Origin of the sequence: Longimicrobium sp., from assembly GCA_036387335.1 — a bacterium.
Taxonomy (GTDB): Bacteria; Gemmatimonadota; Gemmatimonadetes; order Longimicrobiales; family Longimicrobiaceae; genus Longimicrobium.
The window spans coordinates 43213-68847 of record DASVTZ010000126.1; the positions used below are offsets into that span (position 1 = coordinate 43213).

Sequence of the window (25635 nt, forward strand, 5' to 3'; positions counted from 1 at the left end):
GCGTTTGAGTTGGGGAGCGTCGGACCGGGCGACCAGGTCGTCGATCCCACGCGTTCTAAACGAGGGTAGGCTCGCAGCGATCTTGATCGCCTCCGCCCAAACGCGGATGCCACGCCGTCGTACTCTGACCTTTTGTGTTAGGCGGACGCGCCTAGATGGCTCTCCTCTAGTACAACAACCTTTTCGGCGAGTTGTTGGTTGTAATTCGCGCCGCTGCCGCTGAAGTGAACGCGTCGGTGGCAGTTGGGACACAAAGCGACCACCCATCGCGGGTGATCGGGCCCGCCATCCGCCCGTCGGCGAATATGATGCGGCTCTAAATACGGCGAGCCAGATGGCGTGAGAAACGGGGCCTCAGATCCGCAGCCCTCGCAAAACCCCGCAGCGCGTCGCAGTACGTATGCGCGCACAGCCTGGCTGCGATAGTAGGCGTTCGCTTTTCTTTGCTGTGGGGTGGCGTCGAGGGAGGCAGTTTCGAGCGCAATCTGCCTGAGCTCCTGGAGAGATTTCGTCTTTGCCAAATCGTTCGCTGGCGGCCGAACGACAATATCTGCGGCGGCAGTTCCTTTCTCAGAGTTGACTGGCGCGAGCTCGAACACGATAACGCGTCGGGGCGCTCCCTCTCGATCGGCAGCAACCTCTACATGGTGTCCGGTATACAGCATCTCGGCGACGTACCGGACGGTGCCTGGTCCCGTATACTCGAAGAGGTGGAGCGATTTAGAGAGCTGGAAATGGTTCTGAATGGCAAGGTTCCCGCGGACCATTTCCATATCCCCAATCTGCCCCTCGCCTGTATACCAGAACGTACCATCGTTCCTGAATCCGTCCTCGTACCCGTACTGACCACCCTGCTCGCCCGTGAAGATCCACACCATGGGGTAGCGCGCAGGCGTGCTGATTCCACCCTGCTGCTGACCGCCGAATTGCTGGTGTAGTTCCCTACGCCGGTACACAGCTCCCGAGACGAACATAGATGGTACTTTCATCCTTGAGTGAGGTGCTCCAGAACGAAGTCGCGATCGCTTGGAGCTAACGGGAGTTGCAGGAGTTCTTCCGGGTGGCACCAGACGAGCTGGTCATGGGCAAGCAGTACCGGTGAACCTCGAATCTCAGTCTCAACAAACTCGATCACGAACTCGGACCCGAGGTCTGCTCGTGCGAAGAGGACTCTCCCGGTGAAGGTCACCGCCACCGCGAGCTCCTCTGCGAGCTCTCGAGCCACAGCCTGAGAAGTCGACTCGCCACCCTTGACCTTGCCGCCCGGAAACTCCCAGAGGCCGCCGTGGCGCTTACCGTGAGGTCTGAGGCAGACAAGATATCGGCCACCTTGTTCGATCACGGCGGCGACTACGCGAATTGACATCCTAAGACGCTACCGTTTGTACGGGCACGTGCGCAGGGTGTCACAATTTACGCCGTGCGCCCCTGCTCGCAAGCTTGTTCTGCTGGAGGCTCTATGAAGTTGTGCTCATTACGCGGGAATTCCTCTTGCCCACACGGAAAGGCTGCACAGCGCATAGCGCCGTGCAGCCTCTGTCCGTTGTTACGAGGAATGTCTACTGCCTATCGGTTTACCTGATATTCCAGCCGCTTCGCGAGCGCCGCCGCAGGGTACCACACCGTCACCGGCTCCACCCCGCGCGTCGCGGCGATCTGCTGAAGAAGCCGCAGCACCGGTGCGCGCACGGAGCCGACGAGTGGGACCGGACCGTTCGTGTATAACGCGTGCATCGCGAGCGCGTTCGCGGGATATACTCGCCTGACCTGGCCGTCTGCTGGTGGTCGGTTCATAAACCAGCCGGCATGATGCGGATCGACGTAGTTGTCCAGCACGTGCATGGCTCCCACGCGGACCACGTCCGCACGCGAGCGGTCCACGGCCACGGATCGGACCTGCTCATAGATGCGCATGTCGCGAATCGCAGTGCTTGCGCGCATGAGCTGGACGACCGCGGCCGTGTCGCTCGGTACGTTGCGCCACTCCTGAACAATCGCCGGCGGGCCTTCGTTCTCACAGTTGGCGATGAAACCACGCGCCCAATCGCGTCTGGTGTGGGGCTGAGGGGTGATCAGGATCTGTGCTGCCAGTCGGCAGTCGGCGCGGTGCTTCACCAAGAGCGGGTTTGCACCCCGATCCTGCGCGGATGATTCGGCGGGCACGAGCGATAGGGCCGCGGCGCACGTAGACAGGACTCCGACCAAGTTGCGAATCATCAGGGTGAACCTGGTTATGACGAGGGGAGGTCTGACGCGCACGTAGGCGACTCCAGCCCCTGACGATGGTGCGATCACCGCCGGAAGGACGATGTGCCAGGTGGCTGTTGCCGCCTACTCAGTGACATCAATTCCGCCACTCGATCTCCTGCTGGATGCGCCGGGCGAGCGCGCTGGCCGCATACCACACGCTCACCGGCTCCACCCCTCTCGCGGCGCCGATCCGCTGCAGGAGGTCGAGGACGGGGGCCTTCACCGAACCGGTGAGTGGCATCGGACCGTGACGACTCCTCCCGCGGGAAGAACCTGCCCGACCTCACGCCCCGCAGCCGGAACGGCGCTGAACCAACCGACGTGGTGCGGATCGACGTAGTTGTCGAGCACGTGCATGGCTCCGACGCGAACCACGTCCGGACGCGAGCGGTCCAGGGCAACGGCGCGCACCTGCTCGTAAATCCGTGCGTCGTGAATCATCGTGCTCGCGCGCATCACCTTTATGACCGACGCGGTATCGCCGGACACGGCGCGCCACTCCTGCACGATCGCGGGGGGACCCTCGTTCTCGCAGTTCGCGATGTAGTCGCGTGCCCACTCGCGTCTCGCTCGAGGCTCGCCGGTGATGAGCACCTGCGCCGCCAGACGGCAGTCGCTGCGGTGCTTGACCATGAGCGGGTTTGGACCCTGATCCTGTGCGCGGGACTCAACGGGCACGAGCGGCAGAGCCGCAACGAACGCCAGCAGGATCGAGAACAGGCTGCGAAGCATGTTGGGGATATCGGTTCTGCGACATGTGGGGAGAGGTCGGGGCGTGCGGCATGACGCAGCCGCACGCTCCGCTTCGACAGCGATTACCCGACGCGGTGCCCCCGCGTGGGGACGCGCCTTCGCAGGTCACCGATTCCACTCGATCTCCTCCTGGATCCGGAGTGCGAGCGCGGCTGCCGCATACCACACCGTCAGCGGCTCCACGTCGCGCGCGGCGCTCACGCGCTGGAGGAGCTGGAGCACCGGTTCTCGCACCGGAGCGACGAGCGGTAGAGGGCCATTGGCGTACGGCGCATGCGTAACGAGGGCGGTCTCCGGATGTACGACCTTGACTTCGCCACCTTCTGGCGGAACGCTCCCGAACCATCCGCCGTGAAGCGGGTTGACGTAGCTGTCCAGCACATGCATGGCCCCCACGCGGATCACATCGGGACGCGAACGGTCCTCGACGACCTCGCGTACCCGCTCGTAGATGCGCACATCGCGAATCGCAGTGCTGGCACGCATCAGCTGTAGGACCGCCGCCGTGTCGGCAGGTACTGCCCGCCATTCCCGCGCGATGGCTGGCGGCCCTTCCTCGGGACAGCTCGAGATGTAATTCCGCGCCCAGGCGCGCTTCGTATGCGGCTCGCCTCTGGTCAGCACGTGTGCCGCGAGCCGACAATCGTTGCGGTGCTTCATCGCGATCGGATTGGCCGCGCCGCTTTGCGCGTGCGCGCCCTCGGGAGCTGCGGCGATGACCGAGGCGATCAATGCGAGGGCGCGGATCAGCCGCTGAATCGTGTTCGTCATCTCAGTTGTCGCCCTCGTTCTTTAGGTCCACGCCGGAAGTAGAGTAGAGGGTGCACGGCTTAGCCCGGGTTCCAAAGGTAACCAGGTACGGTCCATTCTTAGCATCTACGACGCGCTTGCTTTCCGAGGCTCCGAGCAGGAAGGTGCGCCTCCATTCCCTCCGGTACGCATCCACCATCTCGGCGTCGCCGAGGCTATCTACCCTTGTTTCCCACGCGCGGATAGAATCGGCGAGGGCGAACGCGCGAACAGTCTGGAACACTTCAACGTGCTTCTCCTCGTGCCTCAAAACGTCCGCCCGGAGATCCCCTGTCACGTACGAGCGCGGGCAGTAGTTGGTTCCTCCGAAATTGATCACGTTTCCGTTCCGCTCCTCAGCTTGGCTGAGATAGAATAAGCTGCCGCGGGCCATGGCGTCGTCATTCAGGACGATGGCAGCATACGCCGGGAACGTCAGGTCCTTGTAGTAGAACAGGCCGTTGTTTGGTCCGCCGCGCACCTCGGCCGTTGGGTCTTCGGGGTAGTCCCTTCGGTAGTCTTGCTGATCGGCACGGAAGAAGGTGGTTCCCAGATGGTGCGTGAATTCGACCCGAGCCGGAAGAGTTGTGGTTGGATCCGGATCGGTGCCATTGCGCACCGTCTCAGCATGGATAACCGGTGACCGACCGCTCCAGTCCCGGTTCGTAACCGTGACGGTGGCTTTCAGCGTCTCTTCGCCTGCGCTGGGGTCGCGCCGGAGCCCGGTGTGCGCCTTCACCTCGATGACGCCGCTCTGGACCATCACACCCCGCCACACGTTCGACTCGGTGTCGCCGTCTTCACGAGCCTTGCCGTTGAACTTCCACCCGCGCGACCACGCGGGCCCGCGTTCGCGGTTGAGGGAGCGGGCTTCGCAGCTCAGCGTGTCGCCCCGCGTGATCTGGACGTCGATGGTCTGCCCTGAGACGGGCTTCTTCAACTCCTGGCCCGTAAGCGTGCCGCAGGTCAGCGCCAGCTCTGGCTGCCGCACCGTCACGACGAGCACGATGTCGTTGAAGTCGTTGTCGTCGCTGTCCTCGATGTACACGCGGTACGACCCACCGTTGAACATGGATCGGATTCGCGCCGTGCCGGGGAATCCGATCTTCGCCCAGTAGCGAGAGGTCTCCGTGACAATGGTGTAGGTGCCGCCGGTCGCGACAGGGCCGATGGTGACCGGTTCCGGCTTGCCGCACCACCACGGACCGACGCCCGTGAAGAGGGTGCCGCTCAGCACGCCGCCGAGGTACAGGGTGTCGCACCAGCCGTTCTCGGTGCTCTCCACCTCGAACGTGAGGTAGCTTCCCTGCGTGACCTCGATGTTGGCGTTCACGAACTCGCCGTTCGCGTTGATGTCGAAGCGGGGCCTGTTGGCGGCCCGCTGGCTCAGTCGCGCGAAGTTGCCCGCCGTATCCGCGGCGGCGGTGGGGCCGGTCGGGTGGCGCACGTCCGCACACGCGCTGACCGTGATCAGAATCAGAGCAGATGCCCAGATGCGGAGCCGCTCTGGGCGTCGCCAAGGGGTACGGTTCATGGAACCCGCGAAGAAGGGGGGTCGGAAGGAATGAGTAAAGGCTGTGCTGGTGCAGGACGTGGCGCGGGGTGGACCACGCACCCGTACAGCCAGGGACTGGCGGGAGGGCATCGGGAGGAGGGCGAAGGTTCGGCAGCCGGGCTGTCTCCGTGAGACCCCTAGCTTTGCGGCCCCGCCTCGCGGCGGGTGTGCTCTTATCGTTTCTTCGGTACTGCGGCTACAATTCTATCTCAAAAAACAGACGAGCACAATAACGGCGCGTTAAGAATGCTCTTGGCGAATGGCGGACGCGCCAAACCTCGATAACAGGCCCGGTAGACGCCAACCTATCAGACAAGAGGCCCCGCCACCGGAACCGGTGCGGGGCCTCTCTCTTGTTGAAGCGGCGCAGGCACGACGGGTCAGCCCCAGAGCTTCTTCCAGAACGGCCGGTCGTCCAGAGTGAGCTCTACGGCGCCGGGCAGATCCACCGGCTCGACCTCCATCCCAGGGAAGTGCTCCGCGAGCAGCCGATCTTCTTTGTCGTACATCGAAAGCTCGGGGTCCACGTCGGCGTCGTAGAGGAGCTGGACGCGGAATTTGCGGTCTTCGACCAGGTAGACCATGGCGCGCCAGCGGTAGCGGGGGCCTGCCTCCCGGGAGTGCTCCCACGCGTCGCGAACCGCGTCGGCCACTTCGCCGAACTCCAGCGCGCACCGCAGCTTCTCCGCGCCGGGCGGGGCGTAGCGCAGGATCATGTGATCCAGGTCCTCCTCCACCTCGGCGTAGAGGAGGATGCGCGCATCGGGGTCGCCGGCGACGGCCAGGGCTGCATGCCCGATGCGGCTCATCCTCTCGCCAAGCTCATCGTTAACGCTCGCGTGGAAACTCACTGCGATTCTCCAGGCGTTACGCGGGTACCGGGAGCCGCGACTCCCGGCTGGCAAACCGAGGCAGGCACGCCTCACGTTCCGCGGCTCGGCGATGAGTTTGAAGCTGCGCGAGGGTCACCGCGATCGCGAGTCGGAACGTTACGACTGACGCAAGCTTGATGAGCTGGGCACTAGACTACACATACTTCTTGTGAATCGAGATCTCAGAGACTGCTGGCCGCGTCAGCCGGATTGACAGGGAAGATTCAACTACGATTCGTTATGGTTGATCCTGCTTACTTGCTTTGTTCGCGTGCTTTCGTTGGTACTTGATTGTGCTTGATTGTGCTTTAACGATTTTCTGCATTCAAGAAAACGCGTTGTGTTTTCCAACGTTTAAACGCGGGTATGTTTGTCCTATTAAGCCAGACGCAAGGTTTGATTATGCGAAAGCGCTTCACTTCAACGCCGATTACGTTATGCGTGATTCAGGCCCAACAAACCAGCGCGCACCTCTCGTGCTTCCCTTCACGTGCACTCGTCCATTTGTCTTCAATTCCTGCAAGAGCTTCTGTACCTGATTCCCTGACAGCATTGGAAGCACCTGAACCAGATCACTCAACTGACTACCTTCCTGGTTGTGCTCAGCGATGTGGCGAAACAGCAACTCCTTGTTCGTTTCACGGTCCAACCCCCGGCTGCGCGTATACGCTCCGCTTATACCCAGCGCCTCGTAGAAGCGCTTGGATAAGATGTGGCGCACGCCACGTCCACGGCCAATGCGTTCGACGACCCCACGATCACGCAAGGAGTCCAGCCGGTCCCGGTACGCGATGGGAACCGGCCGATCCCGGTACAGGCAGTCCACGACTATAAAGTCCCCGGTGTCGAACGATGACAGCGTCTCCTGACCGATCTGCTCCAGTACACGAAGAAACTGCGGGTCCTGCACCTCTCCACGCATAACGACCAGAACCTCGTGCTCATCCGTTCGGGAAAAGTCTGGTACGGGTTTACCCTGTTTGATCGACTCTTCATACATCCGGTTTACGCCCTGTCCCGAACGCTCCACCAGACCGCATCGTTCGAAGCTCTCCGCAAGACGCCTGTTCCGCGGCTTCTGCCGCCAGAGCACATTCTCCGGGGTGATCCCTGGGAGGAAGCCACCGGGGCTTACCACCTCAAGAGAGCGGGGGAACTGCCGCACGAACACCGAGCCGCCGTCGCGGTAGTCTCGGTGACACACCGCGTTCAATACGGCCTCTCGAAAGACGTCTTCGTTGAACGTCGGAATCTCACGACGGAACAGCCCATCCAAAAACGGCTGAACATCGTTGCGCAGGTTGATGCGATCCCATAGCTGATCGTGATACAGGAAGAAGCCGGCGCGGAACCCTTCCCGATCTTGTGTACCGAGTGCATTCGGAGCAGAGCGATACTCGAAGATCAATTCCGCCTGGGGAAGAAGACGATCCACCGCGGGCTTGCTGCCGAACAAGATCAACGCCGCATACGTGACGCCCTCATCGGACATCAACTCGGCATCGCGGAGGAGTTGCCGAACGGCTAAACGTTCCACCCCCTGCCTGGCGCTCTTCGAATTCCGCCCCCAACTCTCGCGGAACGCCTCGAGCGCAGCGGTATCCAGATCTTCCAGCGTCGCGTCCGGGCAGATCTGGGCCGAGAAGTCCCCAGCTTCCTCCGCGAAGATCTGCCTCAGGCGCGACTCTAACATGGGTACCAGACTGTCGCCAGCACGCATCAGGTACTTGCCGTCCACTGATACGGGCGTGCCAGCAGCACGCCCCGGAACGTGGAACACGACTACCCGGCCATCCGGATGATCAACCTCGTCAGCCATAACGCGTATGCGAAGGCGCTGGAACAAAGCTTGGCGTGTACGCTCCAACGCGTCGAAGGCATGAGATCCCACTACCCGGCGTGGACGCTCGTCCGTCACACCCAAGATGATCTTGCCCCCGCCTTCGTTGCACAAGGCGGCACAGTACTGAACCAGCTTCTCGAAGTCGTAGCGGCTCTTGGCCTCCTTGAATTCGAGATGCTCGCTCTCGCGTGCTGACAGCAAACCGCGGAGTTCGTCTAGCGAGATGCCCAATGTTAAGGCCCTTTTGAAGATCCTGCGCACACGGGAAGGCTTTATCCTCCACACCAGAAACCCCCGATCCACGGCTGGATCGAGGGCATTCGCACTGACATCCGCCAGCGTTTTTAAATTTACGGCACCGGCGCCGCGGCCGCCACCGTGTCCGTAGCCTCGGCAACGGGCGGGGCTACGCTGTCCGGGCGCGGGGGTTCGGCGCCGGCGGGGGTGAGGACCGGCGCGATCTCGGCGAGCTGGACCTTGGGGACCGGGGGGCGCAGCGTGGAGAGGTCGGCCAGGGCGAAGGAGGCGCCGCCGCGGGAGTAGGCGCGGTCGCGGAGGTAGCGCATGGCGACGGCGTCGACTTCGGTAGGGTCGGCGCCGGCGCGGGCGAGCTCGGCGCGGACGGCGGTGGCGAAGTCGCCCGCGCGGCCGTAGACGTCGGGGTACACGTGCAGCTTGTCGCCACGCACGTGGGCCACGCGGTACGTCACGCGCATGCGGACGGAGCGCGCCAGCACCGTCTCGCGCGTGCGGCGGTCGTTGCGCGACAGGCGGTCGAGCTCGGCCTCGCTCATCGAGGGGTTCGCGATGAGGTTGAGGCGGCGCGCCAGGTCCACCACGTCGGTGTTGGCCATGCGGATGCAGCCGTGCGAGGCGGGGGCGCCCAGCCGGCCCTCGCTGGTGGTGCCGTGAATGTAGATCAGCTCGTCCATGTGCAGCTTGACGCGGCCCATGGGGTTGCCCGGCCCCGGCGGGGTGCGGCTGCGGCGGGCGGCCCACGCGCTCCCCGGCGGCGGGTTCCACCACGGGTTCCAGATCACCGTGGCGAGCAGGTAGTCGCCCACGGGGGTGGAGTAGCGCGCGGAGCCCACGGACACCGGGTAGCTCTTGACCAGCGAGTCGCCCTGGAGCAGCTCCAGGCGTCCGCTGGGGATGTTGACCACCACTTCCACGCCGTCGACGATCTGGCGCTTGGGCTTGGGCGGCACCACCACCGAGTCGCGCGCGGGGACGTCGGTGAAGGCCGCGCCCGTGGCGCCGGGTACGGTCTGCAGGGCGGTCCGCGCGGCGTCCGCCCCGCCGGTGGCGCGGAGGACGACGGCGGCCGAGACCGCCAGTACGGCGATGACGGCGAGGGCGCGCATGAGCTTTCTGGACATCGGGGTACCGCGCAGGAGCTGCGGGAAAGGGTGGCGCTGTAGCGGGGCGGGGCGGGGTGCCGGTGGTAGGAAGATAGGGGGCGGGTGGGGGTTGGTCCAGTGTGGCGGGGTTGGGGGAGGGGAATGGGGAATGGGGAACCCTCCCTTGTCGCTCCTCCCCTTCTGTCATCCTGAGCGACGCGCCTCACTGATCTCGCCCGTGCTCCGTCCTGTGGCGCGGAGCGAAGGATCTACTGCGCGTGGCGAGAGGCCCTAGTCGGTTACGCCGTCCTCCTGCCTCGCGGGCTAGATCCGTTCGGTCGCCGCAGGGAGTATGGCGTGCGCGCATGCATTCGTGCCGGCGGCTCCCTCAGGATGACAAAAGAACAACGCACTCACGCACTTTTCACGGCGCGGACCAGTGCGGGAATGGGGACCCTCCCTTTGTTTGTCATCCTGAGCGACGCGCCTCACCGTCCTCGCCCCGTGCGCTGTCCTGTGGCGCGAAGCGAAGGATCTACTGCGCGCGACGAGGGGGCCTGGTCAGTTGCGCCGTCCTCCTGCCTCGCGGGCTAGATCCGTTCGGTCGCCGCAGTGAGTATGGTGTGCGGCGCGTGCATTCGTGCCGGCGGCTCCCTCAGGATGACAAAACCAACGCACTCACGCACTTACGCACTCACGCACTTCATCCCAGCGTGAAGTGGAACGTCGTCCCCACGCCCACCTCGCTTTCCACCCAGACGCGGCCGCCGTGGGCCTCGACGATGCCGCGGGCGATGGGGAGGCCGAGGCCGGCGCCGTCGCGGCGGGCGTGGCCCTGCCAGAAAGTATCGAAGAGGCGCGGGAAGTCGGACTCGGGGATCCCCGCGCCCGTGTCGCGCACCCAGAAGCGCACGGCTCCGTCGTCCAGGGCCGCGCCCAGGGTGATGACGCCGTCGGAGGGGGTGAACTTGAGGGCGTTCCCCACCAGGTTGCTGAAGACCTGCAGGGCCCGCTCGCGGTCGGCGCGGACGAGGGGGGCGCGGTCCGGGGGGACGGCGACGAGGTGGATGCCGCGCTCCTCGGCCAGCGGGGTGAAGAGCTCCGCGGCGTCCAGCACCAGGCGCCCGGGGTCGTGCGGCTGCGGGGCGACCCGCAGGTTCCCGCTCTCGATGCGCGCCACGTCCAGCAGGTCGCGGATCAGGTGCTCCATCGCCTCGGCGCTGCGCACGATCATCCGCACGCCGTCGCGCGCCCAGGGCGGCAGGGTGAGGGTGTCGTCGCTGAGGATGGCGTCGGCGTTCAGGAGGACGGCGGTGAGCGGGTTGCGCAGGTCGTGCGACACCACGCCCAGCACCGAGTCGCGCGCGCGCACCGCCTCCTGCGCCTCGCGGTAGAGGCGCGCGTTGTCGATGGCCAGCGCCGCGCGCCGCGCCATGTCCTGCGCCACCGCCAGGTCCGCCGGGCCGTAGTGGCGGCCGCTGTCGCTCATCGCCAGGGTGATGGAGCCGCGCGTGCGGCCGCGTGCGGTGAGCGGCACGATGATGAACGACCTCAGCCCGTTGCGGTTGAAGCTCTCGCGGTGGCGCTCGTCGTGGGAGAGCCGGTCCTGCATCTCCTGCGTGAAGTTGGGGACGAGGAGCGGCTCGCCCGTCCTCACCACGCGCAGCACGGGGCGGCGGTCCAGGTCGCCGTCGGGCGGGTTGACGGCGTCGTGGATGAGGGACTTTTCCTTTTCGGGATCGTGGTGCGCCACGGCCACGCGCCGGGTTCCCCCGTCCGGCTCCACCACGTCGATCAGGCAGTAGTCCGCCAGCTCAGGGACGGCCAGGCGCGCCAGCTCGCGGTACGAGCTGCCGTAGTCGAACGATGCGCTGAGCAGCGTCCCCACATCGGCCAGGAAGGCGGCGCGGCGGCCGGCGGCTTCGGCGGCGGCGCGGGCCGCGCGCTCGCGCTCCAGCAGCTCCGCGCGCATCCGCTCGTCCGCCTTGCGGCGTGAGATGTCGCGGTAGATCCCCCAGATCGCCACCTGCTTCCCGTCCACGAAGACGGGGCTCCCGGTGACGTACACGTCCAGCGGGCTCCCGTCGCGGCGCGCGCGCACCGTCTCCACCCCCACGCGCTGCCCCATCATCACCTGCGCCGTCATCTCGTCGCCCTGCGCGCGCAGGTCGGGGGGGACGATGAGGTCGTTGATGGCGCGCCCGGCCGCCTCCCTGGCCGAGTAGCCGAACATGCGGGTGAACTCGCCGTTCACGTCCAGCACGCGGTCGCCGGCGTCCAGGAGGGCGATGGCTTCGGGGGATGCTTCGAAGAGCTGGTCCAGGTAGGCGCGCTGAAGGGTGAGCGCCCCCTCGCGCTCGCTGAGGTCGCGCAGCACCACCAGCCGCCCGGCCGGTTTGCCGCGCTCGTCGTGGAAGCGGGTGACGCGTGCGTCCAGTGCGCGCCCCGCCTCGGCCAGCTCCAGCCGCCCGCGCACCCGCGGCTCCGCGCCCTCGCGCGCCTGGTCCAGCAGCGGCGCCAGCGGGGGGACGAGCTCGCAGGCATGGCGGCCCAGCCACCGGTCGCCATCCACGCGCAGCAGGGTGCGTGCGGCGGGGTTCAGGTCGAGGACGCGGTCGTCGTCGTCCAGCACCAGCACGCCGTCCGGCAGCTCCTCCACCAGCGCCTCGCGCGCCACCGGGATCACATCCAGCAGGCGCAGGCGGAAGATGGCCCAGAAGAAGACGAGCCCCGTGAGCGTGAAGAGAAAGGGCATGGGGTTGGCGGGGAACCTCACCACCTTGCCCACGTGCAGCACGTTTCCCACCCACGGCACCAGCGCCGCTACGCCGATGGCGACCGCCTGCCTCCGATAGATCCTCACCGAGCGCAGGGCGCGCAGCGAGAGGAGCGCCACGCACGCCGAGAGGAGCGTCCACGAGTAGCCCACGTGCAGCCAGAACCCCCACGCCTCGCGCGAGTCGATCTGGATGTAGCCGCGGCGCGGGACGAGGGTGAAGCGCGCCCAGAACTGGAAGTGGAGCGGGTTGGTGAGCGCCATCACCAGCGTCAGCAGCGGGATGGCGGAGACGAGCGCGACGCGGCCCGGCGTCAGCCAGCGCTCGTGGCGTGTGTACTGGAGGGTGAAGATCATCCACGCCAGCGGCACCACGATGGCGCCGGCCTGGGTGGCCTCGGCCAGGAAGAGCTTCGCCTCGAGCGTGGTGGCGCCGCGATACAATCCGTAGAAGAACGACCACCAGGCGCACGAGGCCATCAGCACCACGAACCCCACCGCCGCCGGCACGCGCCGGTGCGCCCACGCAAACACGCCGAGCCCCGCGCACAGCGCCGCGGAGACCATCAGGGGAACGAACTCGGGAGTCTGCTGCCAGGTCATGGAAGGGAAGTGCCGAGTGACGAGTGCTCAGTGCTCAGTGGAACCGCAATCTCACGCGGAGACGCGGAGACGCGGGGGAAAGGCAAAGAAGTTCTCTCTGCGTCTCCGCGTCTCCGCGTGAGCCATGCAGTTTGTGGGGAGGGGGATGCTGCAAGGTGCTCTGGATGTAAGGTTTGCGCAAGGAGCCTCGCCTTGCGCGCGCGGGGGCGGGCCGCCATCGTGCCGGACACCCGTGTTCGTGCGATCCACCCCGGCACCCCCGGCTCCATGCGCATCACCCACCGCCGCCGCGCCGCCGCGGCGCTCCTCGGCCTGCTGGCGGCCGCGCCCGCCGCCGCGCAGGTAAGGCCCGCGCCCCCGCCCTCGGCGGACAGCGCCACGCTGGCCGGCTTCCGCTGGCGCAACATCGGCCCCAACCGCGGCGGCAGGTCGATCGCCGTGGCGGGGAGCACGCGCCGGCCGCTGGAGTACTGGTTCGGCGCCACCGGCGGCGGCATCTGGAAGACGACGGACGGCGGCACTACCTGGCGCCCCATGTCCGACCGCGCCTTCAGCAGCTCCTCGGTGGGCGCCATCGGGGTGTGCGAGTCCAACCCGGACGTGGTGTACGCCGGCATGGGTGAGGTGCAGCTGCGCGGCAACGTCATGCCCGGCGACGGCGTGTACCGCTCGGCCGACGGCGGCAAGACGTGGACGCACTCGGGGCTGCGCGACGCCCAGATGATCGGCCGCGTGCGCGTGCACCCCACCGACTGCGACCGCGCTTACGTGGCCGCCCTGGGCCACGCCTACGGCCCCAACCAGGAGCGCGGCGTCTTCCGCACGCGCGACGGCGGAAGGACGTGGCAGAAGACGCTCTTCCGCAGCGAGAACGCGGGCGCGGTGGACCTGGTCCTCACGCCCGGCCGGCCGGACACGCTCTACGCATCCACCTGGGAGGTGGGGCGCACGCCCTGGGCGCTCTCCAGCGGCGGGCCGGGGAGCGGGCTCTTTCGCTCGACGGACGGCGGGACCACGTGGACGGAGCTGACCCGCAATCCGGGAATGCCGCGCGGGATCCTGGGGAAGATCGGCGTCACCGTATCCGCCGCCAACCCGAACCGGGTGTGGGCGATCGTGGAGGCGGCGGAGGGGGGCGTCTTCCGCTCGGACGACGCGGGCGCCACCTGGACGCGCATCAACGACGAGCGCAAGCTGCGGCAGCGCGCCTTCTACTACTCGCGCATCTACGCCGACCCGCGCGACACGGCCACCGTGTACGTGCTCAACGTAGCGTTCTGGAAGTCGACCGACGGGGGGAAGACGTACAAGTCGATCCGCACTCCGCACGGCGACAACCACGACCTGTGGATCGATCCGCAGAACCCGCAGCGCATGATCGAGGGGAACGACGGCGGGGCCAACGTTTCGGTGAACGGCGGCGAGAGCTGGACGGAGCAGGACTACCCGACGGCGCAGATGTACCACGTCGTCACCACGGGCCACTTCCCCTACCACGTGTGCGGCGCGCAGCAGGACAACTCCACCGCGTGCGTGCCCAGCAACGGCAACGGGCGCGAGTGGTACGCGGTGGGCGGCGGCGAGAGCGGCTACATCGCCGCGCGGCCGGACCAGACGGACGTCTTCTACGCGGGCAGCTACGGCGGCCTGATGACGCGCTTCGACCGCCGCACAGGCCAGCGCCGCAACATCCAGGTCTGGCCCGAGAACCCGATGGGCTACTCGGCTTCGGACATCCGCGAGCGCTTCCAATGGACCTTTCCCATCGTCCTGGCGCCGCGCAACCCCCACGTCCTCTTCGCGGGATCGCAGCACCTGTGGCGCTCCACCGACGAGGGCGAGAGCTGGACGCGCATCTCCCCCGACCTCACCCGCGGCGACCCGCGGACGCTGGGACCGAGCGGCGGGCCCATCACGCTGGACCAGACGGGGGTGGAGACGTACGGCACCATCTTCACCGTCGCGCCCTCGCCGCGCGACTCGATGACGATCTGGGTGGGATCGGACGACGGGGTGGTGAGCGTGACGCGCGACGGCGGGCGCTCGTGGCAGAAGGTGACGCCGCGGGGCCTCCCGGAGTTCGCGCGCATCTCGCTGATCGAGGCGTCGCCGCACGACCCCATGCGCGCCTACGTGGCCGCCAACCGCTACCAGATGGACGACCCGGCGCCGTACGCCTTCCGCACGGATGACGGCGGGCGCAACTGGACGCAGATCACGCGCGGCATCGCCCCCGGCCACTTCGTGCGCGCCATCCGCGAGGACCCGACGCGCGCGGGGCTCCTCTACGCGGGGACGGAGCACGGGCCGTACGCATCGTGGGACCAGGGCGCGCACTGGAGCTCCATCCGCCTGGGGCTGCCGGACGTGCAGGTGAGCGACCTGGCGGTGCACGGCAACGACCTGGTGGCCGCCACGCACGGCCGCTCCTTCTACGTGCTGGACGACATCAGCCCGCTGCGCCAGCTCACCGCCGCCACCAGCCGCGCCGCCCACCTCTTCCGCCCGGACGACGTGGTGCGCGCGACGGACCCCGGCGTGAGCGTCTTCTACTCGCTCCCTCGCAACCCGCGCCGGGTGACGCTGGAGTTCATGGATGCGCGCGGCACCGTCATCCGCTCCTTCAGCGGCACCCCGGCGGACACGGTGCGCGGCGCCGGCGGCAGCGGCTCCCCCGCCGGCGGCGAGGACGAGGACGAGGATTCCCCGCGCCGCCGCACCGATCCCAAGGCGCCGGCGCGGGCGGGGATGAACCGCTTCGTGTGGGACCTGCGCCACCCCGGCGCGGTGGACTTCCCGGGGATGATCCTGTGGGCCGCGGGGACCAACGGCCCGCGCGTGCCGCCGGGGCGCTACCGCGTGCGGCTGACGGTGGACGGGCGCGCGGTGGGCGCGGAGGAGTTCAACGTGCGCATCGACCCGCGCCTTACCGGGGTCACGCAGGCGGACCTGGAGGCGCAGACCGCGCTCGCCCTGCGCGTGCGCGACCGCACCAGCGACGCCAACCGCGCCGTGATCCGCATCCGCGGCATCCGCGAGCAGATCGACCAGCGGCTCACGCGCACGCGGGACCCGGCGATCCGCACGGCCGCCGACTCGCTCAAGGCGCGCCTCTCCGTCATCGAGAACGCGCTCTACCAGACGCGGCTGCAGAGCAACCAGGATCCGCTCAACTACCCGATCCGCCTCAACAACCAGATGGCGGCGCTGCTGGGCGTCATCGAGAGCGCCGAGGCCCGCCCCACGCGCCCCACGATGACGGTGTTCGAGGAGCTTTCGCGCCGCCTCGACGTCCAGCTCGCCGCGCTGGACCGGCTGCTCGCCACCGACCTGCCGCGCCTGAACGCGCTCCTCCGCGCGCGCCGCATCGCCCCGGTGCCATCCAACCCGCCCCCGCCGCGCGCTTCGGCGGCGGATGCGGGGCGTGGGGGGGATGATGAGGGCGAGGAGGAAGGGGAGGAGGAGGGGTAGCATCGAGGGCCCCCGCCCCCGCTCGTTCCTCGCTGCCCCCTCCCCCAAAACAACCTGGGGGAGGGGGCGGTTGCGTGCGTCCGTGCCGGGCGCGGAGCTCCCGTTAGGAGCGGGGTGGCGTGTCGGTGAACGGCTACTGTTGGAGTGTCTATTTTGTGCGGTTGGTGGCTCTAACTGATTGTGTGGCTGAACCGCTCGCCTCGCCTGGATTTCTGACGCTTATCCAAGTTAATCGCCAATTTCTTACGGGGCTGCGAAGTGCACGGAGGAGACGCATTGAAGCGGTCAAATATAATTACTTGACGTAATAAGAATGCAAACATATAGTGCGTTCGTCGGCCACCGGGTGGTGGATCTACTTCTTCTCGGAGATGGACGGATGAACAGGTACTTTGCGTTCGGAGGGCTCCTCGCCTGCCTTTCGTTGGCGGCGTGCGAGAGCGGGGGGAACCCCGTCGCGGCGCCGGAGCAGCCCGTGTACCAGATGCCGATCGACGACGGCGGCGATGGTGGTGGTGGCGGAGGGGGCGGTGGGGGCGGAGGCGAGGCGGTTCCGCCGTTCAGCCCGCCGCCGCCGCCGTACATCTTCGCGTCGAACCTCAGCACCCCGGGGATGCCCGGAAGCGGCATCTACCACTGCGAGCAGATCCCGCACGCGTTCTGGGGGTTCAGCAACGACGTGGTGCAGGGAACCATCATCTACCTGACCGGCGTGGTGGTGGAGAACACCCCGATGCACTGGGGGATCTACAACCAGGCGGGGCAGCTGGTGCGCGAGCACTGGACCCAGGACTCGCGTGACAACTGCGTGGTCCACCACGAGGCGGAAGGGGTGAGCACCGCCGGCCTCGCGCCCGGGTACTACTTCCTCTACGCCTCGTACGTGAAGATCGTGAACAACTACGGCCAGGACACGTACACCGGCTACGCGTCTTCCACGGTCGGCAAGTACGTGGGGCCGCTGCGCGTGCGCTGACCCGCGCTCCTGCTTCGCACCACGAGAGCTCCCGCGGCGCCGCCGCGGGAGCTCTCGTGTAGCAGGACGTTGCAGTCCTTGCGCTTGACTTGCGGCTGCTTCGGGTCCAGTATGGGCGCCGTCGCGGGGGTCCGCGGTTGGACAGGAACCAGGAGGATGAATTGCACGCCACCACCGCCGGCGCGTGGCCGGCACCCTTTGCCCCGAGCGGACGAAGCACGTCCGTGTTCTGCGCCCTGATGGCGCTCTGCCTCTGCGCCGTGCCCGCCGCCGCGCAGCAGCCCGCGACGCCCGCCCGCACCGGCGCGACCGTTCCGGAGCCCGGCTTCTGGGAGCGCCTCCGCGCCGAAGCACGCCGCTTCCGCGAGCTGAACGCGAATCCGTTTTCGTACGCAACGCGCTACCGCATCTCGCACGAGCTGGCGAGCTCCATCCACGATGCGGCCCGCACCGAGGGGATCGATCCCGAGCTGGCGTTCCGGCTGGTGCGCGTGGAGAGCAACTTCAACCCGCGCGCCCGCAGCTACGCCGGCGCCATGGGGCTCACGCAGCTGATGCCGGGCACCGCGCGCTCCATAGACCGCCGCATGGCCGACCGCGCTCGCCTCCTGGATCCCGAGGCCAACCTGCGCGTCGGCTTCCGCTACCTCCGCACCCTCCTGCGCCACTACGACGGCGACGTGCGCCTGGCCCTCCTCGCGTACAACCGCGGCGAGAACGGCGTGGACCGCGACCTGAGGCGCGGGCGCGACCCGGAGAACGGGTACTCGGGCAAGGTGCTGGGGCGGGGCGCCGACCGGTACCGCGGCGCGGGGGTGGTGGAGCAGTAGCGTGCAGCGAAACCGGAGACCGTGAAAAGACGGCCCGCCGCGACAGTGTCGTGGCGGGCCGGCGTGCGTCCTCAACCGGGGCTCCCGCGGTCCCGACTTTGCAACCCTCCCCGGGCCTGGCGGCGAGCCGCCCAGCGTACACACCGCAGACGGAGACCGACGAGCAATGTCCTCGATCAACCGCCCCCTGGCGGGGCCCACGCTCAGCTACGACCTGGCCGCGGAGGCCGCACGGCTCCGGCAGGATCCCATGTACCAGCAGAGCGGCAAGCTGGGCCACGCGCTGGTCAAGAACGGGCGCTTCCGCGTCATCCTCACGGCGCTCGCCGCGGGGCAGGCCGCCGAGACGGCCAACGCGGACTCGGCGATGAGCATCCAGGTGCTGGAGGGCTCGCTCCAGGTGCGCGCGGACGGCGGCGAGCAGGAGCTGCGGCAGGGGCAGCTCATCTTCACCGCGCCCGGCGACGCCCACGACATCCGCGCCGCGCAGGACTCGCTCATCCTGATCACCGTCTCCGCCCAGAACGACGACTTCCGCCCCGGCGAGTCGCGCACCGGCTCGGGCGCCAACCCCTGACCGCACCTGCGCCACCGCGTGAGGGCACCCCGGCGGCGCAAGCGTCCCACAGGGGGGACGGAGGAGGCAAGTGATTGTGCCGCTTGCACCTACGAAGCACGTGGCACCGCCCTTGCCCTGTGTGGACGGCTCGACGGGGTGACGACGGAAACCAGGAAGGAGATCGAGCCATGAAGGCCAGAACAATCGGGCTGCGGTTGGTGGCGCTCGCCGCGATGCTCTCCGCCACGGGGTGCGCGCAGGCAGGGGCGCTCGGCGAGATCCTGGGAGGCGTGATGGGGCCCCAGGGACAAGGGCAGGGGCAGGGCGGCCAGGTGGTCGGCGAGATCCAGGGGATCGACGCGCGGCAGGGGATGATGCAGATCCGCACGCAGAACGGGCAGACCGGCAACGTCTACTTCGACCAGAACACCCGCGTCGTCTACCAGCAGCGCGAGTACGCCGTGACGGCGCTGGAGCGCGGCGACGTGGTGGCGTTCCAGGTGCAGCAGGACCAGCGCGGCAACGCCTACACCAACTACATCCAGGTGCAGCAGAGCGTGCAGGAGCGCTCGGGGCAGAGCTCGCAGCAGCAGGGCGGCGTCTACAACGGCGGCACGGGGGGCGGGACGTACGGCAACAACAACGTCCAGCGCTTCGCGGGCACGGTGGGCTACATCGACACGCAGCGCGGATCGTTCGAGCTGCGCACCCAGAACGGCGCGGCGCAGGTGGCGCTCCCGTACGGCGCCAGCGCGCAGGATGCCCAGCGCTTCCGCGCGCTGCGCAGCGGGCAGAGCGTGACGCTCGATGGCCAGATGGTGGCGCAGGGCCGGATCGACCTGGTGCGCTTCGTCAACTAGGCGGCTCCACGGCGGATACGGAAAGAGGGCGCACCCCGCGAGGGTGCGCCCTTTCCGCATCCGGCAGGTGACGCGAGCGCCACCGCGCGTAAACGTCTGGCGCACAACGACAAATTGCGTTATAGTGGGCGCCCGCGAATCGTTCCCGCCTCGCCCTCACCGAGCCTTCCCAGTGCAAAAGATCGCTCTTGCCGCGGCCGCGGCGCTCGTCTGCGCCATGCCGGCCGCCGCGCAGTCTGCCCGCGTGCGCGACGTCCCGCGCCGCCCCGTGCTGTGGGCGCAGGCGGACACCAACAACGCCAACACGTACTACCTGCACGGCGTCAACCGCATCGCGGACCGCCCGGCGGAGGCGGCCGCCGCCTTCTACTGGGCGGCGCGGCTGAAGCCCGGGTGGGCGGAGCCGCTGTACGGCCGGCGGGTGGCGCTGCTGATGACGGACCCCGACCGCCTCGTCCGCTACATGGAGAACAACCGGGGCACCCTCCGCTCGGCCGAGATCCAGGCGATCGACTCGCTCCAGCTCCGGGCGCTCTCGCTGGATCCGTTCCTGGTGGAGACGTTCGAGCGGCCGATGATGCGGGTGTACATGACGCGCGCGGTGATGGAGGACATGCGCCGGGAGACGGGCGACGCCAACTCGGCGCTCGCGGCGCACCTGGTGGAGACCTGGCTCCGCAGCAGCGACCCCGCGATGCGCGCCCGGGTGGCCTACAGCGAGGGGCGCTTTCCGCAGGCGCTCGGCGAGTACGAGCGGGCGCTGTCGCGCGCCAGCGCCCGCGACAAGCCGTACATCCACCCCATGGTGGGGAGGATCCACTTCTTCACCGGCAACCTGGCCAAGGCCGCGGAGCACTTCACCGCCGCCGCCGAGGGGATGCGCAAGGAAGACGCGCGCGACCTTGTGCTCGTCTACCAGAGCAAGGCGCTGATGGAGCACAGCCTGGGCGCCGTGTACGAGAAGATGGGGAACGCCGCGGCCGCGCAGGAAGCGTACGGGCGCGCGCTGCAGGAAGACCTGTCGTTTGCCCCCGCGCACCGCGCCCTGAGCGCGCTGGCCATGGCGCGCGGCGACACCGCCACCGCCGTGAGCGAGCTGGCGCTGGCCGTGGAGCTGAGCCCGGACGACGCCGCGGCGCGCGTGCAGTACGGGCTGCTGCTGGTGCGCACCCGCAAGGCCCAGGAAGCCCTCGCCGAGTTCAAGCGCGCCGCCGAGCTGGAGCCGTACTACGCCATCCCACACCTTATGATGGCGCGCCTGTACGACTCGTCGGGGATGCCGCAGGAGGCGCTCGACAACTACCGGGCGTACGTGACGCGCGCCGCCCGCGACGACGCTGGCTACGCCAACGCGCAGGAGCGGATCGCCGCGCTCGACGCCCAGATCAAGGCCATGCCGTGAGGCGCGCCATCCTGACGGCCGCCGCCGCGGCCGTCCTTCCGCTCGCCGCGGCGGCGCAGGAGGCGGTCGTGCGCCCGCGCAGCACCGCCGAGGACCTGCAGATGTTCAGCCAGGTCCTCAACCAGATCCGCGTGAACCACCCGGACTCCATCGACACCCACCGCCTCTTCATGGCCGCCGTGGAGGGGATGGTGCGCGCCGCCGATCCGCACTCGTACGTCATCACCTCGGCGCGCCTGTCGCCGCAGAAGGAAAAGGACTACCGCGAGGGCCGCCTCTTTCCGGTGCCCATCGAGTGGGACTTCGCGCGCGGCACGCCGGTGGTGCGCAGCGTGGCGCCAGGCTCGGCGGCGGCGCGGCAGGACATCCTCCCCGGCGACGTCCTCGTCGCCGCCGACGGCCACCCGGTGCGCGCGGAGAGCCCCTTCGAGCTGGAGGTGGTGCTCTCCGGCACCCGCAACTCCACCGTGGCCCTGCGGCTGGAGCGCGAGCGCGTCGACGGCTCGGTGGCCGAGCTGGAGCGTACCGTCCGCCGCGAGCGCTCCGAGGAGGGCACCGCCGTCCCCGCCGTGCTGATGCTGGACGACAGCACGGGCTACGTGCGCGTGACCACCTTTTCCAACATGCGCGCCGCGGAGGACCTCCACGCCGCCCTCGCGAAGCTGGAGGGCACGGGGATGCGCCGCCTCCTGCTGGACCTGCGCGACAACGGCGGTGGCATGGTGGACGAGGCGTCCAGGGTGGCGGGCGAGTTCCTCCCCTCGGGCACCGTCGTCTACTCGTCCGAGGGCCGCAAGGCCGACGTTGCCGAGACGGTGCGGGTGCAGCGCTCCTTCTGGCGGCGCGAGCGGCAGTACCCCGTCGTGCTGATGGTGAACGGGGGCACCGCCAGCGCATCGGAGCTGGTGGCGGGCGCGCTGCAGGACCACGACCGGGCGCTGGTGGTGGGGCGCCCAACCTTTGGCAAGTCGCTGCTGATGCGCGGCTTCCCCATGACCGACGGCTCGGCGATCATGCTGGTGATCGGCCACATCAAGACGCCGTGCGGCCGCGTGGTGCAGCGCCAGTACCGTGACGTGCGCGTGAACGACTACTACCGCATGGCCCGCACGGCGCGCGACACCGCGGGGCGCCCCTCGTGCCGCACCACCGGCGGGCGCGTGGTGTACGGCGGCGGCGGCATCTTTCCCGACGTGGTCACCCCCGAAGCGGAGCCGGACCCGCTCTGGCTCGCCCGCCTGCGCGAGGAGGACCTCCCCACGCGCTGGATTGGCGGCTACCTGAGCGCCAACGCCGCCGCCTTCCCCTCGGCCGACGCCCTCGCCGCCTCGCCGCGCCTTCCCGATGCCGCGCTGGCGGACTTCCGCGCTTTTGCCGCGCGCGCCGGCCACACGCTCCCCGCCGGCCCCGATGCGGATGCGCGGCTGCAGCGCGTCCTAGCCCGCGGCATCGCCTTCGCCAGGTGGGGCGACACCGGCTACTACCGCCTCGTCGCCGTCACCGACCCGCAGGTGCGCGAAGCCGCATCGCAGTTCGGCAAAGCAGCGGAGGTGCTGCGGCCGGCGCCTTGAGGGTGAACAGCGATTTCACACAGAGACGCAGAGGGCAGGGAAAGAACGGGCAGGAGGTTTTCTCTGTATCTTATCGTTGATCTCCGTGCCCTCTGTGTGAGGCCCGTTGTTTCGAGCCAGCCAAACAAGAGCGCCCCGCGGATACACTCCGCGGGGCGCTCTTCACTTTGCACTGCCTGGGCCTTCAAAACGTAACCGCCTCGCGCAGCACCTGTTCCCGCAGGTCCGGCGCGAGACCGCGTTCCGTCACCAGATCGACGCGGCGCCCGAGCAGGGTTTCCAGATCGGCGACCAGTCCACCGGGGAACCAGGAGCTGGTGGCGGGCCCCGCATCCACGAGGAAGTCCACGTCGCTCTCGGGGCCCGCTTCACCACGCGCCACGGAGCCAAAGAGGCGCACGTTCCGCGCGCCATGTTGCTCTGCGATACAGCGGATCATATCCCGGTTGGCGCGGATCAGCTCACGGATGCTCATTCCAGCGTCTACGAGCAGTTTGTTCTGCGCCGCACAATGGCGTGTATCCTCCATGACCGCGCGCTTGATGAGCTCGTCCCGCTCCTCCGGTGTGAAGCGGCTGGCGATCCTGCCTCGAACCGCGCCCGAGAAGTCGAATCGGGGCGGCACCTCGAGCTCCTGCTCGTCCTTTGCAGACTGATCGCTCATGTCGAGTCGCCTCCGCTCCCGCGCCGCCGCGTACTCCTTCCGGGCCTCCATCCAAGCTCAAACATCCTGATCGAATACACAAGGGCGCCGGTATTCCGCCATGAACATGACGATTCGGTGCTGCGGCATGCCTTATCGGAGCGCCCGTAGAGCGTTTGGCGCCAGCGGTTTGCATGCCGAATACAGGGTGCTTGCGCGGGGAATTCTTTCCTTCATATTTGGCTGTCCGAATGCGTTTCGCAGACCAACCGGCAGGTACGAGATGGCGAAGACTCTGATGGAGAAAAGCGCCGCGATGGCGCCCGCTCCGGTGTTGCCGAGCGGCAAGCTGATCGACGTGTACGTCGTTCCCAAGGAGGGGAAGTGGCTGGTGCGCGTGCGCGGGGTGCTCCGCAGCACCCACAAGACCCGCGACCAGGCGATCAACGCCGCGATGAAGATCGCCCACCAGACGGAATGCAACGTCGTGGTCCGCGGTCTGGACGGGAAGATCGAGAAGCGGCTTTCGGGCTCCCTTGCGGACGCGCTGATGCTGAAGCTTTGGAAGCGGATCTACAAGCGTCACCTGCGGGGGGAGATCTGACGCCCATGGGCCGGTGCACCGCGTGACCTACGACACGAACGTAATCATTCGATACCGCCCGGCGACCTTCCCCGCCGGGTTTTTTATGTCTGCCGTCGTACTACAGGAGCTAACTGCAGGCGCGAAAGACGCGGCAGAGGTGCGCGGACACGAAGAGTCGCGGAAGTACTACGAAAGCAGAGGTCGCCTGCTGGTGCCCACCGGGGAGGACTGGTGGCTCGCGGGAAAGGTGTTGAACTCGCTCCATCGCGGGCTCAGGTCCCACAAGAGGGGGCGCATCACCGCGATCTCCAAGGGGGAGCAGCAGCGCATCCTGCGGGACGTGCTTATCGCGCTGACGGCCCGGCGAGCGGGCGCGACCGTCGTCACGGAGAACGTCTCGGACTTCGAGAAGATCCGGAACTTCTGCAACGTCAGGATCGTGCGCCCCGCCGAGATCCTCTGAGCGGGCCGGCTCCGGCTACCATGCGCTCCGGATCCGCCTCACCGAATCGCGCGTATCCGCGGAGAAGCGCGCGAGCTCGATGTCGGTGACGAGGCCGAGGGCGTCCATCTGCGCGAGCTGTATGCGGGCCACGGAGCGGCGGGGGTCGTTGAACGTGTCGGCGAGGGTGCGGTCCCGCTTCGCGAGGAGGCGGTAGAGGCGGATGTAGCGCTCGTGGTTCGTCTCGCGCTCGTCGGCCACGATGGCGGCGCTCTCTTCCAGCACGCGGGCGCAGTAGCGGTCGAGGGCAGCTTCGCGCACGGCGCGGAACAGCTTCCAGTCGCTTTCCGGGATCTCCCTCATGTGGGGCCTCCTGGGTTCAGTTCCGCGGCGCCGCGCCCTGGGCGATCCGCGGGAGCGTGAAGGAGAAGGTGCTCCCCTCACCGGGGCGGCTCTCGCCGGCGAGGGTGCCGCCGTGCGCGGCCACGATCTCGCGCGCGATGGCGAGGCCCAGGCCCGCGCCCGTGCCGCGGCCGTTGCCGAGGAGTGATTCCAGCTTGGCGGGCGGGATCCCGGCGCCGCTGTCGGCGACGAAGAAGCGGACCATGGCCTCCGAGCTCTCGGTGCCCAGGCGGATGGTGCCGCCGGGCGGGGTGTAGCGGATGGCGTTCCCCACCAGGTTCCCGAACACCTGCAGCACGCGCTCCGGGTCCGCCCACACCCACACCGGCTCGGCCGAGGCGACCACCAGCTCGATCCCGCGGTCCTCGGCCAGCGGGCGGCCCACGCACGCGGCGTCCACCACCAGCGCGCCCGCGGCGAACGGGCGCGGGGAGAGCCGGCTGGCCCGATCGCCCGCGGGGCCCTGCGTCAGGTCCTGGATCAGCCGCTGCATCTGCTCGGCGGAGCGCAGGATGCCGCGCACCACGTCCCACGAGTCCGGGCAGCCGAGGGCGCCGGGGGTCTGAAGGAGGAGGTCGGCGTTGAGGAGGACCACCGCGAGCGGGTTGTTCAGGTCGTGCGACACCATGGCGCGGAAGCGCTCCTGTTCATCCGCGATCCGCTTGCGCTCGGTGACATCCACCATGATGCCGCGAAGCTGCCGCACCACGCCGTCGTCGTCGCGCACCAGCCGCACGACGTCCCAGATCCACCTTGCCGTGCCATCGGCGGCGGCGACGCGGTACTCGAACTGGCTGTCGCAACCCTCCCGCAGCCCGCGCAGGCAGGTCTCCACCGCCTCGTCGCGGTCCTCCGGGTGGAGGATCTTCATCCAGAAGCCGTCCTCCGTCCACGCCTCGGGCGGGTAGCCCAGGATGCGCTCCGCCTGCGGGCTCACGAATGTGAACTGGAACGTCTCCGTATCCGCCTCCCACACGATTGCGTCCAGCGAGCCGATCAGTTCGTGGTAGTAGCTTTCGAGCGGTGTGGCGGCGTGGAGGTCCATGCGAGCGGGAAAGGCGGAGCGGGTACGTGGATTCGTCAGGGCCGCAACGATAATCATCGCACGAATG

General features: G+C 68.1%; 23 protein-coding genes and 1 riboswitch. Of the genes, 10 read left to right on the top strand and 13 right to left on the bottom strand.

Going from position 1 to position 25635, the window contains the following annotated elements; genetic code table 11:
* Positions 1-443: 443 nt before the first annotated feature.
* A complete protein-coding gene (locus tag VF647_11865) occupies positions 444-938 on the top strand; it encodes a hypothetical protein (GenBank protein ID HEX8452787.1) in 495 nt (164 codons plus the stop codon).
* 47 nt (positions 939-985) lie between these two features.
* Here VF647_11865 and VF647_11870 read toward each other — a convergent pair whose 3' ends face one another.
* From VF647_11870 to VF647_11915, 10 genes are all read right to left on the bottom strand, one after another.
* The gene (locus VF647_11870) at positions 986-1366 is read right to left on the bottom strand and encodes an NUDIX domain-containing protein (GenBank protein ID HEX8452788.1); all 381 of its coding nucleotides are present in this window, start codon (positions 1364-1366) and stop codon (positions 986-988) included.
* A gap of 200 nt (positions 1367-1566) precedes the next feature.
* Positions 1567-2217 carry a hypothetical protein gene (locus VF647_11875; GenBank protein HEX8452789.1) on the bottom strand — a complete coding sequence of 217 codons (651 nt, stop codon included), beginning with the start codon at positions 2215-2217 and terminating at the stop codon, positions 1567-1569.
* Positions 2218-2344: 127 nt separating this feature from the next.
* On the bottom strand, positions 2345-2473 hold the full coding sequence (locus VF647_11880; protein ID HEX8452790.1) for a hypothetical protein: 129 nt from the start codon (positions 2471-2473) through the stop codon (positions 2345-2347).
* Complete coding sequence (locus tag VF647_11885; protein ID HEX8452791.1) at positions 2470-2982, bottom strand: hypothetical protein; 513 nt, start codon at positions 2980-2982, stop codon at positions 2470-2472. The genes VF647_11880 and VF647_11885 overlap by 4 nt, the downstream gene beginning before the upstream one ends.
* A gap of 126 nt (positions 2983-3108) precedes the next feature.
* Positions 3109-3774 carry a hypothetical protein gene (locus tag VF647_11890; GenBank protein HEX8452792.1) on the bottom strand — a complete coding sequence of 222 codons (666 nt, stop codon included), beginning with the start codon at positions 3772-3774 and terminating at the stop codon, positions 3109-3111.
* Between the two features lies 1 nt (position 3775).
* Positions 3776-5326: a hypothetical protein gene (locus tag VF647_11895; protein HEX8452793.1), complete on the bottom strand. Its 1551-nt coding sequence runs from the start codon at positions 5324-5326 to the stop codon at positions 3776-3778.
* A gap of 128 nt (positions 5327-5454) precedes the next feature.
* Positions 5455-5529, bottom strand: a riboswitch (cyclic di-GMP riboswitch).
* Between the two features lie 198 nt (positions 5530-5727).
* The gene (locus tag VF647_11900) at positions 5728-6156 is read right to left on the bottom strand and encodes a hypothetical protein (GenBank protein ID HEX8452794.1); all 429 of its coding nucleotides are present in this window, start codon (positions 6154-6156) and stop codon (positions 5728-5730) included.
* A gap of 493 nt (positions 6157-6649) precedes the next feature.
* Positions 6650-8263, bottom strand: coding sequence for an ATP-binding protein (locus VF647_11905; protein HEX8452795.1), 1614 nt, complete (start codon positions 8261-8263; stop codon positions 6650-6652).
* Positions 8264-8412: 149 nt separating this feature from the next.
* The gene (locus VF647_11910; protein ID HEX8452796.1) at positions 8413-9441 is read right to left on the bottom strand and encodes a L,D-transpeptidase; all 1029 of its coding nucleotides are present in this window, start codon (positions 9439-9441) and stop codon (positions 8413-8415) included.
* Positions 9442-10105: 664 nt separating this feature from the next.
* Positions 10106-12781, bottom strand: coding sequence for a histidine kinase N-terminal 7TM domain-containing protein (locus VF647_11915; protein HEX8452797.1), 2676 nt, complete (start codon positions 12779-12781; stop codon positions 10106-10108).
* 192 nt (positions 12782-12973) lie between these two features.
* On the opposite strand from VF647_11915, the gene VF647_11920 reads away from it, so the two are divergent.
* The 7 genes from VF647_11920 to VF647_11950 all read left to right on the top strand — a co-directional run bounded on the left by VF647_11920 (position 12974) and on the right by VF647_11950 (position 22450).
* On the top strand, positions 12974-16252 hold the full coding sequence (locus tag VF647_11920; protein HEX8452798.1) for a hypothetical protein: 3279 nt from the start codon (positions 12974-12976) through the stop codon (positions 16250-16252).
* Positions 16253-16631: 379 nt separating this feature from the next.
* Entirely contained in the window at positions 16632-17228 is a 597-nt protein-coding gene (locus tag VF647_11925; GenBank protein HEX8452799.1) for a hypothetical protein, read from the top strand.
* Between the two features lie 161 nt (positions 17229-17389).
* On the top strand, positions 17390-18058 hold the full coding sequence (locus VF647_11930; protein HEX8452800.1) for a lytic transglycosylase domain-containing protein: 669 nt from the start codon (positions 17390-17392) through the stop codon (positions 18056-18058).
* A 166-nt stretch (positions 18059-18224) separates the two neighbouring features.
* Positions 18225-18635 carry an AraC family ligand binding domain-containing protein gene (locus tag VF647_11935; protein ID HEX8452801.1) on the top strand — a complete coding sequence of 137 codons (411 nt, stop codon included), beginning with the start codon at positions 18225-18227 and terminating at the stop codon, positions 18633-18635.
* Between the two features lie 170 nt (positions 18636-18805).
* Positions 18806-19477, top strand: a complete 672-nt coding sequence (locus VF647_11940) for a hypothetical protein (protein HEX8452802.1) — start codon at positions 18806-18808, stop codon at positions 19475-19477.
* A gap of 172 nt (positions 19478-19649) precedes the next feature.
* Positions 19650-20879 (top strand): hypothetical protein, encoded by a 1230-nt coding sequence (locus VF647_11945; protein HEX8452803.1) that lies wholly within the window; start codon positions 19650-19652, stop codon positions 20877-20879.
* A complete protein-coding gene (locus VF647_11950; protein HEX8452804.1) occupies positions 20876-22450 on the top strand; it encodes a S41 family peptidase in 1575 nt (524 codons plus the stop codon). Before VF647_11945 ends, VF647_11950 begins: the two co-directional genes overlap by 4 nt.
* A 184-nt stretch (positions 22451-22634) precedes the next feature.
* On the opposite strand, the gene VF647_11955 is transcribed toward VF647_11950, so the two are convergent.
* The gene (locus VF647_11955) at positions 22635-23114 is read right to left on the bottom strand and encodes a nucleotidyltransferase family protein (protein HEX8452805.1); all 480 of its coding nucleotides are present in this window, start codon (positions 23112-23114) and stop codon (positions 22635-22637) included.
* A 262-nt stretch (positions 23115-23376) separates the two neighbouring features.
* Here VF647_11955 and VF647_11960 point away from each other — a divergent pair, with 262 nt between their 5' ends.
* Together VF647_11960 and VF647_11965 are read left to right on the top strand one after the other, a co-directional pair.
* Positions 23377-23697 (top strand): DUF2188 domain-containing protein, encoded by a 321-nt coding sequence (locus tag VF647_11960; GenBank protein ID HEX8452806.1) that lies wholly within the window; start codon positions 23377-23379, stop codon positions 23695-23697.
* Between the two features lie 22 nt (positions 23698-23719).
* Positions 23720-24142: a hypothetical protein gene (locus VF647_11965; GenBank protein HEX8452807.1), complete on the top strand. Its 423-nt coding sequence runs from the start codon at positions 23720-23722 to the stop codon at positions 24140-24142.
* A 15-nt stretch (positions 24143-24157) separates the two neighbouring features.
* Here VF647_11965 and VF647_11970 read toward each other — a convergent pair whose 3' ends face one another.
* Both VF647_11970 and VF647_11975 read right to left on the bottom strand, forming a co-directional pair.
* Positions 24158-24484 carry a hypothetical protein gene (locus VF647_11970; protein HEX8452808.1) on the bottom strand — a complete coding sequence of 109 codons (327 nt, stop codon included), beginning with the start codon at positions 24482-24484 and terminating at the stop codon, positions 24158-24160.
* A 16-nt stretch (positions 24485-24500) separates the two neighbouring features.
* Complete coding sequence (locus tag VF647_11975; GenBank protein ID HEX8452809.1) at positions 24501-25568, bottom strand: PAS domain-containing sensor histidine kinase; 1068 nt, start codon at positions 25566-25568, stop codon at positions 24501-24503.
* Positions 25569-25635 lie beyond the last annotated feature (67 nt).